The sequence below is a fragment of the Tolypothrix bouteillei VB521301 genome, from assembly GCF_000760695.4.
GTDB lineage: Bacteria > Cyanobacteriota > Cyanobacteriia > Cyanobacteriales > Nostocaceae > Scytonema > Scytonema bouteillei_A.
The window spans coordinates 5,869,277-5,884,662 of the sequence record NZ_JHEG04000001.1 but is presented as its reverse complement, the minus strand read 5'-3'; the positions used below and the strand labels follow the sequence as shown (position 1 = coordinate 5,884,662).

At 42.4% G+C, this 15,386-nt stretch carries 14 protein-coding genes; 7 read left to right on the top strand and 7 right to left on the bottom strand.

What is annotated here, in order from left to right; all coding sequences use genetic code 11:
- The first annotated feature begins 72 nt into the window (after nt 1–72).
- Both HC643_RS23695 and HC643_RS23690 read left to right on the top strand, forming a co-directional pair.
- Nucleotides 73–861 (top strand): cysteine hydrolase family protein, encoded by a 789-nt coding sequence (locus tag HC643_RS23695; protein WP_038076285.1) that lies wholly within the window; start codon nt 73–75, stop codon nt 859–861.
- Nucleotides 862–865: 4 nt separating this feature from the next.
- On the top strand, nt 866–1,324 hold the full coding sequence (locus HC643_RS23690) for a cupin domain-containing protein (protein WP_038076284.1): 459 nt from the start codon (nt 866–868) through the stop codon (nt 1,322–1,324).
- 322 nt (nt 1,325–1,646) lie between these two features.
- Here the strand turns inward: HC643_RS23690 and HC643_RS23685 are convergent, their stop codons facing one another.
- Entirely contained in the window at nt 1,647–2,285 is a 639-nt protein-coding gene (locus HC643_RS23685) for a histidine phosphatase family protein (protein WP_038076283.1), read from the bottom strand.
- A gap of 31 nt (nt 2,286–2,316) precedes the next feature.
- Here HC643_RS23685 and HC643_RS23680 point away from each other — a divergent pair, with 31 nt between their 5' ends.
- A complete protein-coding gene (locus HC643_RS23680) occupies nt 2,317–2,511 on the top strand; it encodes a hypothetical protein (RefSeq protein ID WP_137986113.1) in 195 nt (64 codons plus the stop codon).
- An 8-nt stretch (nt 2,512–2,519) separates the two neighbouring features.
- Here the strand turns inward: HC643_RS23680 and HC643_RS23675 are convergent, their stop codons facing one another.
- A complete protein-coding gene (locus HC643_RS23675; protein ID WP_082051599.1) occupies nt 2,520–3,515 on the bottom strand; it encodes a DMT family transporter in 996 nt (331 codons plus the stop codon).
- A 439-nt stretch (nt 3,516–3,954) separates the two neighbouring features.
- Between HC643_RS23675 and HC643_RS23670 the strand changes: the two genes are divergently transcribed.
- The gene (locus HC643_RS23670) at nt 3,955–5,583 is read left to right on the top strand and encodes a CocE/NonD family hydrolase (RefSeq protein ID WP_082051620.1); all 1,629 of its coding nucleotides are present in this window, start codon (nt 3,955–3,957) and stop codon (nt 5,581–5,583) included.
- A gap of 40 nt (nt 5,584–5,623) precedes the next feature.
- Here the strand turns inward: HC643_RS23670 and HC643_RS23665 are convergent, their stop codons facing one another.
- Nucleotides 5,624–6,079 (bottom strand): arsenate-mycothiol transferase ArsC, encoded by a 456-nt coding sequence (locus tag HC643_RS23665; RefSeq protein ID WP_038076290.1) that lies wholly within the window; start codon nt 6,077–6,079, stop codon nt 5,624–5,626.
- Nucleotides 6,080–6,332: 253 nt separating this feature from the next.
- On the opposite strand from HC643_RS23665, the gene HC643_RS23660 reads away from it, so the two are divergent.
- A complete protein-coding gene (locus HC643_RS23660; RefSeq protein WP_050045231.1) occupies nt 6,333–7,847 on the top strand; it encodes a flavin monoamine oxidase family protein in 1,515 nt (504 codons plus the stop codon).
- Nucleotides 7,848–7,992: 145 nt separating this feature from the next.
- Here HC643_RS23660 and HC643_RS23655 read toward each other — a convergent pair whose 3' ends face one another.
- Nucleotides 7,993–8,817 carry a class I SAM-dependent methyltransferase gene (locus HC643_RS23655; protein WP_038076281.1) on the bottom strand — a complete coding sequence of 275 codons (825 nt, stop codon included), beginning with the start codon at nt 8,815–8,817 and terminating at the stop codon, nt 7,993–7,995.
- Between the two features lie 135 nt (nt 8,818–8,952).
- Between HC643_RS23655 and HC643_RS23650 the strand changes: the two genes are divergently transcribed.
- Nucleotides 8,953–9,429: a peptidoglycan-binding domain-containing protein gene (locus HC643_RS23650; protein WP_038076280.1), complete on the top strand. Its 477-nt coding sequence runs from the start codon at nt 8,953–8,955 to the stop codon at nt 9,427–9,429.
- Nucleotides 9,430–9,522: 93 nt separating this feature from the next.
- Here HC643_RS23650 and HC643_RS23645 read toward each other — a convergent pair whose 3' ends face one another.
- Complete coding sequence (locus HC643_RS23645; protein ID WP_202048649.1) at nt 9,523–10,551, bottom strand: hypothetical protein; 1,029 nt, start codon at nt 10,549–10,551, stop codon at nt 9,523–9,525.
- 239 nt (nt 10,552–10,790) lie between these two features.
- Nucleotides 10,791–11,330 (bottom strand): vitamin K epoxide reductase family protein, encoded by a 540-nt coding sequence (locus HC643_RS23640; RefSeq protein ID WP_038076279.1) that lies wholly within the window; start codon nt 11,328–11,330, stop codon nt 10,791–10,793.
- A 1,015-nt stretch (nt 11,331–12,345) separates the two neighbouring features.
- On the opposite strand from HC643_RS23640, the gene HC643_RS23635 reads away from it, so the two are divergent.
- The gene (locus tag HC643_RS23635) at nt 12,346–12,609 is read left to right on the top strand and encodes a hypothetical protein (RefSeq protein ID WP_038076278.1); all 264 of its coding nucleotides are present in this window, start codon (nt 12,346–12,348) and stop codon (nt 12,607–12,609) included.
- A 338-nt stretch (nt 12,610–12,947) separates the two neighbouring features.
- Here HC643_RS23635 and HC643_RS23630 read toward each other — a convergent pair whose 3' ends face one another.
- Nucleotides 12,948–14,990 carry an NHL repeat-containing protein gene (locus HC643_RS23630; RefSeq protein WP_050045232.1) on the bottom strand — a complete coding sequence of 681 codons (2,043 nt, stop codon included), beginning with the start codon at nt 14,988–14,990 and terminating at the stop codon, nt 12,948–12,950.
- Between the last annotated feature and the right edge of the window lie 396 nt (nt 14,991–15,386).

Below are 15,386 nucleotides of genomic sequence, written 5' to 3'. Positions count from 1 at the left end.
TGATTAAGTAATAGAACCTTCGGAGGATTTTCACGTTAAAAAATAAGCAATGGTTTCGGGTGTAACAATGTTATGAATGTACCTCTTCGGAATTTAGGAATTGCACCAAACGCATGGGCAGTCAGCCAGACGTTTGCAGATATTACTCGTCCGCCCCAACCCCCACAACCCGTTATCTTACCAACAGAAACTAAAACTCTGCGCCTTGACTTGGCAAAAACTGCCATTCTCGTTGTTGATATGCAAAACGATTTTTGTCACCCTGATGGTTGGCTGGCGCATATCGGTGTAGATGTTACCCCAGCACGCAAACCGATTGAACCGTTGCAAGCCTTATTGCCCGCACTTCGGGAAAAAGGCGTTCCCGTTATCTGGGTGAATTGGGGTAATCGTCCCGATTTACTTAATATTAGTGCCAATGTACTTCACGTTTACAATCCTACAGGGGAAGGTGTAGGCTTGGGCGATCGCTTACCGAGTAATGGCGCTCAAGTTCTGATGGCTGGTAGTTGGGCGGCGGCGGTGGTGGATGAATTGGAACAATTCCCTCAAGACATTCGAGTCGATAAATACCGCATGAGTGCTTTTTGGGATACACCCTTAGATAGTATCTTAAAGAATTTAGGTAGAAATACCCTATTATTTGCAGGCGTTAATGCCGATCAGTGTGTCATGGTAACCCTGTGTGATGCCAATTTCTTGGGTTATGACTGCCTGTTAATCAAAGATTGTACCGCCACAACTTCTCCTGATTACTGTTGGCTGGCGACACTTTACAACGTCAATCAGTGCTTTGGCTTTGTGACGGATTCCCAAGCTATTTTCACAGCACTAAGTAACCTCAATAACCACGGAGGATAAATAAATGCGTGCTACTCGTTGTGTTATTCCTGTCGTCAAGTCTCCGAAAGATTACCAAGCCTATCGGATCGCTCCGAACGACTCAAATCGGTTGGCGATCGTGTTCGATCCAGCTAGTGCCAATACTTCTTTGACTTGTTGTGTAGAAATTTTTGACGTTGGTGGCAAAACACCACCAAACCGCCATCAAATGGCAGTAGAAATGTTTTTTGTTCTGAAAGGGGAAGGTGTAGCCATATGCGATGGCAAAACTGTTCCCATTAAAGCAGGAGATAGTTTATTAGTTCCACCTACAGGTACTCATTTGATTAAAAATACAGGTTCGAGTCGATTGTATACGTTGACTATTATGGTTCCTAATGAGGATTTTGCCGAACTGATTCGCAGTGGGACACCAGTGGCATTAGATGAGGAAGATATGTCAGTACTTGGTAGAGTGGATACCTTGGCACCGATATACTAATCCCACATCCATCTGAACTTCCAAATACAAAGATAGCCCAAAATTTTTTGTAGTGCGAACTGAAAAGCTCGCTATTAATTTGGGACGAGCAAGGACGCTCGTCCCACAATCTGGTTTTTAGGCGAGAGTGCGATGCATAATAATATTTATTTAATACAAGTTATGCCTGGGAAATCGTGTCAATAATTTTTTGACAAACTGCTAGTACACGAAGGCAGAAGTCCGGAGGCAGAGGGCAGAAGGCTTAAAAGCTTTGAATATAAGCTTCTTCCTTCCTATTAATGGTTGCCTTATTTACGCCGTGCTGTACTAGTAGGGACTATTATGTTCCCGGACGAGAGCGAATACGATCGGGTATGTGATGGCGATCGCCTAATATTTCTAACAAAGGACCGTGAACGTCTAATTTCACCATACTGACTGACGCGACCAAAATATTCACCCGATAGCGATAGCGCCCCAAATCAATTCCCAGTAAACTGCAAAGCATAATCCGAATCGTGGCTTTATGGGAAACGACTAAAACATTCCCTTGGGGATGTTTTTCTTGAATTTCAGCAATGACAGGCATAGAACGGTTAGCAATATCCACCGCAGTTTCCCCGCCTTTGGGTGCATTCCAAGCGGGTTCTGTCAACCATTTTACATAATTTTCTGCGTAATTCTCCTGAGCAAAGGATTTACTCTTAGTTTCCCATTCGCCGTAACTACCTTCTCTAAGCCCGTCACGCAACTGCATATCCATACCGATAGCATCACAAAATGGCTTGGCAGTTGCAATTGTGCGCTTCATTGGGCTAACATAAACAGCTTCCCACTTCAATTTTTGATAAACCTCGGCAAAACTCTCTGCCATCTGTATCCCTTCAGAGGTCAACTCCGCATCAGTTTCACCGCAGAAATTACCACTTTGACTGAAAGTCGTTTCTCCATGTCGCAGGAAATATAAATTGAGTGTCATGGCTTGTACCGCAATTGGGATAAAGGAGTTTGTGCAAAAACAAAATACCATCAATCTCGAAATCGAGTATGTAACACCAGGACAAAGCAATCAACCAAAAAAGTCAATCAACCACAAACTTTTGAAGTCAAAGACAAATGCTTCAATGGGGGGAACCCCCCAATGCACTGCTTACTGCGATCGCAAGAGTGTTTTATTTGACATATATTTTTCAAATCGTCATTAAAAGAATTATCAATCTTTCCCTAATTCAACTAACTGACGTGTTTCCGGATGCAATGAAATTGTAAGCGGTGACAGGTGAGAGTCGTCAGAGGATTCAAAGGGAAGGCACAGCGTCTCGATCTCTGTGTTGTCCTGTGTATCCTTTCCACCTTGGCTTAATACCATTGCTGCTAAGACTAACGTTGCTCCAATCAAACCACGAACTCCAAGTGTCTCACCAAGCAGTAAAAACGAGATAACTGCTGAAAACACTGGATCGAGTGTATAAAATAGCGCTGCTTCTTGAGCGGAAACCCAGCGCTGGCTCATTGTCTCTATCAGGACAGTAGCAGCAGTAGCAACCAGACCCAGGTAAAGAACTGCATTGATGTTCGTACCAATTGCGTGGATTTCTCGAACCAGTTCAGGTGTTGCCCAAAGCATTCCAAGCACCGCTATAACCCAGACTTGAACGGCGGTGAGTGAAAGGGTTGGGTGGCGTTGTGTAGTTTTTTCAAGAATCAAAATGTACACGGCGTAGATGAAAGCGTTACCAAACAACAAGAAATCACCCACACTTAGCTGTCCGCTTTCCCATGACATGACTCCAATACCAGTGATGGCAACTCCAGCTGCTAACAGAGTTTTCAGCAGTACGCGCTGACCGATCAGCAAACCCAAAAGGGGGACAATAACGACGGTCAGGCTACTAATGAATGCCGCCCGATTTGCATGGATTGTCTGAAGCGCCATTGTTTGGGTCGCAAAAGAAGCAAAGAGCACCAGTCCTAAGAGACATCCGTCGCGGATTAATTTAGCATTCAAGCAGCGCAAGTAAGGAGCTAACACCACTGCAGCTACAACAAAGCGGCTTGCGAGTATTGCAGATGGTGAAAGGCTACCGATCGCATTTTTAATGAGTGGAAAGGTTGTACCCCAGATTAAGGATGCGGCGACTAGCAGGATTACACCAAGAGCGTGCAAGCCTTTTTGTGTAGGTTGATTGCAGTCATTTAATACTGTCATGTTCGGGTTATAAACTTGTAAAAGTTTTCTTGATAGCGGGATGCACTTTAACGGACATCATTTCCCTGGAATGTGTTATAAGAACGGAGTTCAGGGCGATATAGCACTCATTTGACTCTCACGTCTCATTACCTCTTTTATGGCTAATTGTGTTGGCAAAAGAGAAAGCACTACATAATATTCCCTTGAAATCTGTATATCAAATTGCGATTTAATATTAAATTTTGTATCAGTAGCTACGCATTTATATCTGTTAAGAAGCAGAAGTTGTGGCGAACATTGATATTTCTCTGGTAGAGGTTTTATGGCAAAAGCGATCGATGATTTGATAGAGGTACTGAGTAACGTAAAATGATAGCAACTAAAAAACCTGGTAACTCTTGCAAACCTAAGTTTTCAAGTGTTGAACTTATTCAGGTTGATTGCCTTTCCTATTGAAATGTTTAATGTCTGTCCCAAAGAAACTTTATCTGTACTCATGCGTGATGGCATTCGCCTTGATGCGGACGTATACCGTCCTGATGCAGAAGGAGAATTTCCCGTACTGTTGATGCGACAACCTTATGGAAGAGCGATCGCATCTACGGTTGTTTACGCCCATCCTACATGGTATGCGGCTTGCGGGTATATCGTCGTGATTCAAGATGTACGGGGACGAGGGACATCCGAAGGAGAGTTTCAGCTTTTTGCCCGTGAAATTGAAGATGGAGAAGATTCAGTAAACTGGGCAGCAAAACTACCGGGGAGTACTGGTGAAGTAGGGATGTACGGTTTTTCATACCAAGGTATGACGCAACTCTATGCAGCCGCTACCAAACCACAGGCGTTAAAAACTATTTGCCCTGCAATGATTGGCTACGATTTATATGCAGATTGGGCATACGAAGGTGGAGCATTCTGCTTGCAGAGCAATCTCGCCTGGGCGCTTCAGCTAGCCACAGAAACAGCACGTTTGCGACAGGATGAGAAAGCTTACCATGCTTTGCGTGCTGCTTGTGGTAATTTGCCTTTGCACGATACAAGCCCCAATCGCCCTGAAGTTTTGCAGAATTTTTCCCCTGACTCGTTTTATCACGATTGGCTGGCTCATTCCCAACCCGATGAATACTGGGAACAACTTTCACCCAAAACATACTTCCAAAATGTCGATTTGCCCGTGTTTCATATTGGAGGGTGGTTTGATACTTACTTGCGCGGGACAATGCATTTATATAAGGATCTGGCAGCACGGAGCCAGTACCGCCAACAACTGCTAGTAGGACCGTGGGCACATTTGCCTTGGGGTCGCAAAGTTGGTGGTGTTAATTTTGGTATTAATGCTGCTAGCCCTGTCGATGAAATGCAAATTCGGTGGTTCGACCAATTTCTTAAAGGTATAGATACGGGATTGCTTGAGGAACCACCTGTTTGCTTGTTTGAAATGGGTAGCGATCGCTGGCGCAAGTTTGATAGTTTTCCCGATACAGCCCATAAAAGTTACTATTTGTCAAGTCAAGGACTTAGTAACATTCGAGAAGATTCGGGAACCATTAGCCATCAGCCATTAGCAATTAGCAAGACCGATGTTCTCGTTCATGACCCCTGGCGACCCGTTCCATCATTGGGCGGTCATGCAGCAATGAGTGCAGGTTCCTTTGAGCGATCGCACATCGATTGTCGTTCAGATGTTCTCACTTATACAAGCGAAGTCTTAGAAGAAGATTTGTATTTAGCTGGTGATATTGTGGTTGAAGTTTGGTGTAGTTCCGATAAACCCAGTTACGATTTGTGTGCTGTACTGTCACAAGTGTATCCAGAGGGACAAGTTTACAACGTGACACAAGGCTATCTTCGCTCTCATGGTAGCGATCTGACCAAAAGACAAATTTACTTGCAGACGACCTGTGTCAGAATTGCCAGGGGAAACTTCTTCCGCTTGAGTTTGAGTGCAGCCTGTTTCCCCGCATATTCCATGAATCCCGGTAATGGATCGTCATTGGGGATGGAGGCGGAGGTTATTACATTGATGGTCAGTTGTGGGGGAGAGGTGCGATCGCAACTCTTACTACCAGTGAATTTATTGAGTTAAACTTTCTTCCCCTGCACAATTTACACGTTGGGTAATATTGTCACTCGGCTGAGCGCGACTCACTTTGAGCTAACTGTTCTATGAGTTGGAATAAATTTTTTTCAATTTGCCCAAGGGCTTCTAGAGGAGAGGTTTTATCTATGTCGTGAACTAGCCAGTATTCAATTTTTTCTGTCCATTGGGGAAAGCGCTCATTCATTAGGGGTCTGTGTTCTAACTCATCTAGGGCAATAATCCTAGCCGCTGCTTGAAAATCTTGCTCCTCTGCTGGCTTGGGAAACCGTTCATCATCAATGACATTCACCAAGCGCGTTGCTAAAACCTCAAGGGTATATCGGGAAATCGGTCCCACATTGTTTGCACCACGCTCAAGTGCCAAACCCCGTGAATCGGCATGCCAATCTAATCCCTGCTTAATTGCCAACCAATTAAAAAGGTGTTCGGCAAAGCGGCTGCGGTAGTAGTTACCCGTACAAAGGAACAAGATTTTCTTCATGGAGAGCGATCGCATAATTTCCAGTAAGCCTACGAGTACTTTTTACTGGCAAATGCGTTTATTTGCAATATATCTAAGCTACTTTATCATTTGTAAGGCTCGGGCCCTGTGAGCTTCAGTCAGAAAAAGTTAGAAACTGTCAGTATCCGTAATAAATAGTATTTAATTTATACAATTATCTTTAAAAATTACGTAATCGTCCGTGGCAAGTTGAATCCTAAATCATAAGACAAACAACAAAGGGGATAAAACAATGGACGCTAACACGATTAAAGAACAACTCCAATTCATCAACAGCCAATCACAGAAGAAGCACATTACAATCTTAGGCGCAGGGATTGCAGGTTTGGTAGCTGCTTACGAACTCGAACGCTTGGGACATACTGTTGAGATATTGGAAGGTAGCCCTCGCACTGGTGGACGGGTGTGGACTCACCGCTTCGGTAACTCACCTGATGCACCTTATGCAGAACTCGGTGCAATGCGTATTCCCAGCAACCACGAACTGACACTGCATTACGTTCAAGAAATGGGACTCGGTGACAAGCTGTGTAAGTTTATAACCGTGTTCGAGGAAAGCAACGCCAAAATGAATATTGATGGGGACGCGATCCGCATGAAAGATGCACCGAGAGTGCTGCAAGAAACAGAAGGTGGTCTGTTGACAGATACTCGTTACAGCGAAAAAACTCGCAATTTTGCCGCTTGGCTCAAAACTATTATTAACACCATCGCACCGGGTAATCTTCGTTCTGATTTTGAACGCGACTTGCAATCTCACTTAATGGATGAGTTGGAGCGCTTGGATTTAGATCCCTACTTTAGTGAAGATGGTGAAACCATCGATCTGCACTCTTTCCTGACTCAAAATCCCAGTTTCCGTGCTAAGTGTTCCCAAGGGCTAGACATTTTCCTTGGCGACATTATGACCGAAACCAGCCATGACTTGCTGCAACTTAAAGGTGGAATGGATCAACTTATCCAACGCTTAGCAGCATCAATTAAAGCTGATATTAAGTGCAATGCTGAAGTGGTAGCGCTACACGTAGAAAAAAATTACACCCAAATTACTTGGAAACAAAACGGTCAATTGCATACCAAAAACTGCGATTATATCTTATGCACCATTCCCTTCAGCGTACTCCGTAAAATGGAATTAAGTGGTTTTGACCAACAAAAATTACACTCCATTCACAACACTGTTTACTGCCCCGGTACGAAAGTAGCATTCCATACCAAGGAAGCTTTCTGGCAACAAGAAGGGATTAAAGGTGGTGCTTCTTTCAGCGGAGAAGGTGTACGCCAAACATACTACCCCTCAGTTAAGTTCAATCCAGAGCGTGGAAGCGTAATGTTAGCAAGTTATACCATTGGCGACGACGCCGAGCGCATGGGCAAAATGTCAGAGATTGAACGTTTTGATTACGTGCAAAATACTGTCAGCAAAATTCACCCAGAACTGAATGCACCTGGAATCATTCTGGATAAAGCATCCATTGCTTGGGGTAACTACAAGTGGAGTGCGGGGGGATGCACCATTCATTGGGATGATAGCGAATCCAATTACTTGGAAGCACAAAGATCTCAAAACACCTTATTCTTTGCTGGCGAACATTGTTCTAGATTCCCCGCTTGGCTCCAAGGTTCCATTGAGTCAGCGCTAGAAGCCGTCTGCGATATCGTCAGAAAAAAGCCAGTGACAAAGTCTACTGGTGTAACCGGAACTCACACTATTTCTCCTACAAATTGTCAATTAATGACAGCTTAAACAGTGACCGATCGCCAATGCTCTCTTTTTAAAATGGAGGTAAATATTCGCAAAGTTGAATGATTAACCGTCTGTATTTTAAACCCTTTGGTTCATACCCGCCACGTGCGGGTTTTTTGATGAATTTACAACCTGCTGTACTGACTTAAGATTTTTTGGCAATGTGAAAGGCAGAAATATATGAAAGCTGAAGATAACCTCCAAAATTATCTTCTATCCGATGTCTCAATCCTGTAAATAAAGCATCTTTACTCTGGAAGTCTAATTTAAGGTACGGTGAGTAAGTGTTCAAAAGCATAAAATATTCATCGACATTGTAGGTCACTTCAGATATAACGTTACCGGATTTTAAATCTTTGAATTGTCCCGAATCAACGACCATTTGTCCCAATCCACTCAGAATATCTTCTTGAGTTTTTCTATCTTCATATCGGTCAAGTGATGGAGCATATATTTGATAGACTTCAGATAAACTTTGGTAAACTTCATAGGATGGCTGAAGTTCTTTATTCCATAATAAAATTAGGTGGCCACTCTCATGTAATGCACTGGCAGCTTTGGGGTATCCAACTTCCGGTGATATCCAATGGAAGGAACTTGCTGCTAAAACGGCATCAAATTCACGTTCCACGAGCTTCCACTCTTCAAAGGATGTGTTCTGAAGTTCTACATTCGGATAAAGTTGACAATTGTGTTGAGCTAACCTAAAAAAATCTGGGTTGGGTTCCAAGCAAATCATTGAGTAACCCAAGGGAGCAAACCCTACTGTTGCAGTTGCAGGACCGCATCCGACTTCCAGAATTTTTGAGTCCGGGGTTAGTTGAGCAACTTCCACAACTTGGTGAATCAATTCTTTAGGGTAGCGGGGTCTTACCTCATTGTAAGCCTCTGCTGCTGGTGAATACCAGTGTTTGCGTTGCTCTAGGTCTTTGCTGGAGTAGCTGCTTATTGTTTGCTTTAAGTCTTCCATAATTTACGGGGCGCAAGTTTGAGCCGTCTAACCAATGGCTGTCAACCAAAATATTACCTCTGAAAATACTGAAGATAATCCGGTTTCTAGAGGTAAAACCACTGAATTAATTAATATCATCCACGAGGCATAACTATGCAGGTAGCTACACCAGGAATCGACCCCATACTAAGACTCGGAGCCAACAACCTAAAAGTGCAAGAATTGCAAGAACTGTTAAATGGCAGACTCCCTAGTGGCGATCGCCTTACAGTTGACAGTTTTTTTGGCATCAAAACCCAAAGGGCTGTCAAAACTGTCCAATATCACTTCCTTCTCAAACAAGATGGTATTGCTGGTCCTCTCACCTGGCAATCCCTGCGTGCTAACGCCCCAGTTAACAAACCGATATTACACCGTAGCAGTCACGGTCAACAAGTTGCAATTGTTCAAGAAGTTCTTTTTAGAGGTAAATTTTATCAAGATGGTGCAATTGATGGTATATTTGGTGCAAAAACAGAAGCAGCCGTGCAGGCGTTTCAGGAAAGCGAACAACTCATTGTCAACGGTATGATTGGAGATCAAACTTGGAAAGCACTGAGTACTTTAGCCACTTCTCTCACCGCTAACTAAGCCTCTTTTCCAATCGCATCTCACGCAAAGACATCAAAAAATCTCCGCGCCTTTGCGTGAGATAAAAAATTTTACGTTCTTAGTGTATCTCTTTTATTTTTGACTTTTCTTTGTTGTTGACCTTTGCCGTTTGGCTTTTGGTTTTGAAGGACTAACAGGAGTGTTTTCCGGTAATATTCTACCCAAATGCTTCAAATCAAATTTTTGTTGGGCTTCTAGTTCTGTCAGCCAATTTGATGCTTTTTCTAAGACTTGCTTATCTTGCCTAATCTGAATAATATGTTTGTTCTCTATAACATCAAGTAGAACAAAGATTGAGATAGTCTTCCAACAGACTTGAGGCTTCCCGATCGCCTGAAAATTAGTCACAATTTTTCCTTCTTCAGGTACGTGAAGCCCTAACCCCGCAGCCTGAATCAATGGTTGAATATCGGTAAGTGCCAGACTGTTGAGAGTGGGAAGATGATTCTCAATAGCAACTAACTCTCCTAGATCGGGTAGATCTACTAATCCCGATGGTAAAGCTTCAAACTGAAAAGTGAGATTTTCTGCAAAAGGATCGGCGATCGCATAAATCTGTTTGACTTGAGGTGGTAGAGAGACATTTCCCTGTTTGTAAGATTCCTGTCCTTGTGGTGTAATCTTAAGCTCACCCGTTGGTAAAATTTTCAAACTCTTAAATCTTGCTAAATTTTCAGCAGTACTTTGTAAAAATACGATATCCAACCCCAACACGCTTGACAATTCTTTCAATGTGGGGAGAGGTGTAAATTCAATGCTTGCACGGAGAATAAATTCTTCCAAAACATTAAATTTACGCGGTTCGCTAATCATCACCTCCACCAGGGTTTGTGCTAATTTGTAGCAAAACTGACGCGCTACTACAACAGATAGATTGGAGTTTTGTTTTTCAATTTGCTGTACTAATGAATTTAAAGATAGATCGATTGATTTGGGGTTTTCAACCTTATCCTGTGACAAATCTGTACTCGTAGTCTCTATCTGAGTGCATCCGATTTCATCAGTGTTTACTATAAGAGCTTCCGCTTTAGCTTCTTCAGAAACAGATTCGCGAATATCCGGATTGACATTTTCAGATTTGGTTCGTTTGCGAGGAGGCATATAAGACAAACTTTAATTGGAAGTGCAGGTGGAGATAATGTAAACACACTTCTACCCCAGTAAAATGTAGAGACGTTAAACACAACGTCTCTGTAAAAGTTTATTCTAGTACAGCAGGCGCATAAATAAAGCAACCATTAGTAACAAACAAAAAGCCGACAAGAAAAGCTTTGGCTCCTTCTGCCCTAGTAGCAAGCGATCGGGGCTGCCTTTATGTACTCGCAAATTAAATGTACCGCTCAGCGTGTACTACTTTGTGCTTCAGCCTTCTTGCTGTCCCGACGACTTAGCAGAACACGAGTAGCTGCAAGTACCTCTGGTGCGGCAAGTACCAAAGAGGCTATGGAGCAAACAGTTGCTACTTGACAATACTCACAAAATGCTTTGTTTTCTGCCCACTCTTCTCGAGCGAGTTCGGCTGAGACAACTGTATCTAAAAGAATCTTAACGCCCATTGCAATTGGTAGCAGTGGGTTTCTCCGTGCGCGGTCTAAACCCCCAGCTGCAGCCAACCAAGCTGTCAGAGCGTAATTTAGAACCATGATTGGACCGTCAGGTGAATTGAATCGGCTGTAGGCGTAGTTAGATGCGTCTACTTTATCTGCATTAAAGACTGGGACTGGTGGATCTGGTAAATGCTTGACTATCCCTGTTTGATAAAGTGAAACAATTTGTCCCATTGAACCCCCAAGTGTAGATAAACCAATAATCCACCGACGGCGGGTCATGTGGGGATTATTCCCTTCACGCAGTTCTTGACTCAGTTGATTTGGTTCCATGAAGCCTCGTTCTTGATAAGTTATAAGTTCCGAATCTTGTTAACTATGTTTCACGCCTGACGGTTTAAACAAATAATGCAACAACCGTTATGGCGATCGCAGCCATAGCAGTCAATCACTCTGATACAGATCGTTTGCCTTTATCTTCAAGATTCGATTTCATCTATACCACTAACATTAGACATATTTTGTAAGAGTAGATTTATGGAAGACGAATTGCTGTGAAACTAATTTTGAGTTAGTGGCTGTAAGTCCCTTACAATCATAAACTAGCTATTTTTGTAAGTTAAACATTACCCATCCCAAATTTTTAGAAACCTCATATTTGGCAAAAGTTAATTCAAGCAAAGAAAATTTACTTCTACCAAAAGAAAGAATTATCTATAAAATGTATCCGCTCAATAAGTAAGGTGACAGTACTGATGAAAAACCTTATATAGCAATCCTAGTTGAATTGTAAGAAAATACGCAATTATCTTGACTCATTTAAAGTTAAATTTAATTCATGCTTAGCAATTAGAAATCGCAGCTATATAGACGAAACCTACCGATTGCAGGTTTATTTAATAAAGTTCACGTAGGTGGACTTTGTTTGTATAGTTGCGAATTATATTTGCCCCTAGCGCTCTTAAGTTCTTCACAAATGATTTAGAATTGCTATATAACAGTCCTAAATGATTTACAAACACCTCTTTCTTGTCTCCCTTGTCTAGATCTCAAATAGGATTGCTATATATTGGGGATTACTCGCCCTACTTGTCTTATATTTAAGAGTATTTTTCTTAGAATTATGGCAGATTTAACAAATCGCCCTTCTACCACAGAAAGCAAAATAAATAAAGAGAAAATTCAGGATTGATACAGCACCAATTTATTCAATAAATCGAAAATGAGTTTTTCATAAATTCTAAAAAAAGGTCAAATAATCAAAAGAATTTTTGTCTCTTCAAGAGAAATATCAAGTTACTTTTGAGTATATGGCAACGAATTCTTAACATAAAAGAGGATAAACAACATGGATGAAGTTAATCTTGGTCCCTTCGATCGCTTGCTCGATATATCTGGTGTAGAAGGAGCGGAGGATATATTTAGTAATGTTGGTGGTTCTTTTGGTGATGAGAATCCCTTTACAATGGGTAGTGCTTCTAACATCCAAGACCTACCTTATAACGGTAACCCCTTCGCTGGAGATAACTTCTGGAACATTTTTGCTGGTGGCGTTAACCCCTCTAATCCCTCCTTCGGTAGTGGTGGTGATACCTTCAGTAGTGGATTCTAAATGAGTTGTAAAAAGGTGGGCTAGGGCGTGTTTTCAAACTCTTATAGATCCCACCAAGCCCAGCTATGGTGGTGTACACAAGTCATATCATAGTGGATTCTTGCAGTTTCGATCCCCCCTAACCCCCCTTAAAAAGGGGGGAACTGAATTCCAATTCTCCCTTTTCACGATGTTTCATCTCTTTTTTAGAGATCTGTACACCACCGTAGTTTTAATAAGAGGGGGCTAAGATACTTTACAGTCCCCCAATTTGTCGGGGGATTTAGGGGGAGCTAGAAAATTAGGAGACTAAACAAGTACGCGTGAAAACACGTTCTAGAGCCCACCAAACTCAATTGCTATGGTTGCCAACGGAAGAATAAAACCTTACCGTGGTGGTCTTCTTCAAGAAAAACGATATATTCTCCATTAGAACGGCGGTAAGCTCGGACACCATACGGGACATCTACCCAACCGGCTTCTGGTTCAACATTGGGATCGGGTGTCATGATATCTGCTTGTGAACCATTTGATGTTCTATAGACGTAGACTTGCCTTGTTTTTACTGTTGCGACAAATACATAATCACCTGCAACACTGATTGCTGCTGGATAAATAGTCTGTTTCTCTTCAGGACGTCTGTCTACAGGTAACTTAGTTCTCCAAGCAGGGTTTCTATTTCCTTTACTCCAATTATCAAAACGGACTAATTCAGAGCCGACGATTTTGGCATCATCGTATGGTGGAGGGTTTTCTTTAGTAAACCCTGTCAAGTACATTGTGTCTGTCTCTGGAAAATATTCTACCCTACGTAAATCTGTGAAGAAGCTTGGTGTAGCTATTTTTTTCATTGATGCATAAGTATAGATAGGATTGCCACTCCCATCAAAACCCTGGAGAGGATAATGTCGGATACCATTAGCAGTCCGTAAATTTTTCCACACATCGCCTCGGCTATCTACCCACCAACCACCGATATAGACGTCATCTTTGTTAGTATCATATTCACCTGGATCGAAAGCACCATTACTATTAGCATCGCGCCAAATCCACTCACCTGTTTTGGGTTGGTTTGGAGGCCAATTTCCATCAGTGAAAAAAGGCTTGTTAGGGTCTGCTGGAGTGCCTACAAACATTCCACTTGGTATCGCCGTCCAACCTTCGGAGTTTTGTGCAAAACGATATATTTGCATCCAACTGTTGTACATACCTGTTAGGTACATCAAAGGTCTGCCTTGAACTCTCCGGAAGAAAACCGCAGTTGCTGTAGTATTGAGTCTGGGATCTTGCGGGTATTTAATAGCATTGACAGTGTAGTCAGCATAAGTCCACTGCTGACCGTTAGGTTTGTCATAGTTCATGACATAGTGTTCTTCTTTTGTGAACACATCGCGACCGTCAGAACCGGGATCGGCATCTGCGGTATCTAAAAAGCACAGCCCTAACAACCTCCATTGCAAAGCACCATTTGGAGAAAATTTTCTTAGGTCAGAGCCTGCATTGTTAAAACCATTGTTTGCAACATAAATATTGCCTTGTGCATCAGTACCTACTCCAGTAATACCGTAAAATTTTAAATCCCCTATTTGACCGGGGGTCCCTGAATACACACCTCGTTCAGTACCAAATGTTCCAACTTGGGAGGGAGAACCCCCAATGTTATAGATCAGTATTTGTTGGCGCGGTCCGTTATCTGCAACTAACAATCTACCTTGATTGTCGAGTGCGATCGCAGTTGGCTCCGCAACATTGGTAATTTTTTCCGATAACTGCTGTCCTTGGGGAGAATACCGCAAAATAGCAGCAGCAGAAGAGTTCTCTTTTTGTTGGACAATCCAAAGATTCTTCTGTTGGTCAATTGCTATGTGTCCGGGGCGTGAAAAAGAGAAACTCCGGAGTTGGTTCATAGAGTTAGCGTCATAGACAACAATTCTGTTACCAGCGCGATCGCTGACATACACCTCATTATCCGTTGCTGCTAATCCAGTCACGGGACTACTCGTATTCACAATCACCATACTCTTATCCCAACCACGCCCACCAGAAAAAGGCGCTTGCTGACCGGATAAGTTATAACGTCGGATGCAATACCAAATCGTTCCTTTTGGTGGATAATCCTCACCCGGTTTGCCCGAACCCGCACCTTGTGACATTCCTACATACAAATAGCGCGAATTAGCTGTGACCGCTTTGCCACCCAAACGCTCCCAACCGTGCAAGTCGGCGGCGTATCCGGCAACATCTCCATTTTTATATATACCCGCCTCTTTTGCTGCTTCGTCCCAGATACTATTCGTGTAGACAGTTCCATCGGGTGCAACATACATTGCTTCTATATTGATTTGCACCCACTTACGATTCCCACTAAAGGTATTGCCAATCCAAGATGTCGAATATCCCATTTTTCCAAATTCTTGAGCGATGTGCGTCCATATTCTATCTACGCTAATTTCCGCACATCGCTGAATGATAAGATTTTCTTAATATTGTGTTTTTAAAAATTATAATTTCTAATAAAAGGGTATCATCAAGCTACAAAGTTAATCGGTAGATTGTGTATGATTTATTGTTCGATTCTTGGTGTTAAAACTGAGATTTTGATATTAGTTAAATGTGGGTGTTTTTGCCATAATCGGGCTTTTTTTTGAACAGCCCTTGGGACAAGGCATAGAGCAGTTATGCTAAGGCAGTTATAGAAGAAAAAAGTTTTCAGAAAATCGACTTTAAAAGCTAACTCCAGATAGAAGTACTCAGCAAGAGCAATTTCTACTATTTGAGCAGTGTTTGTGATTTTTCTT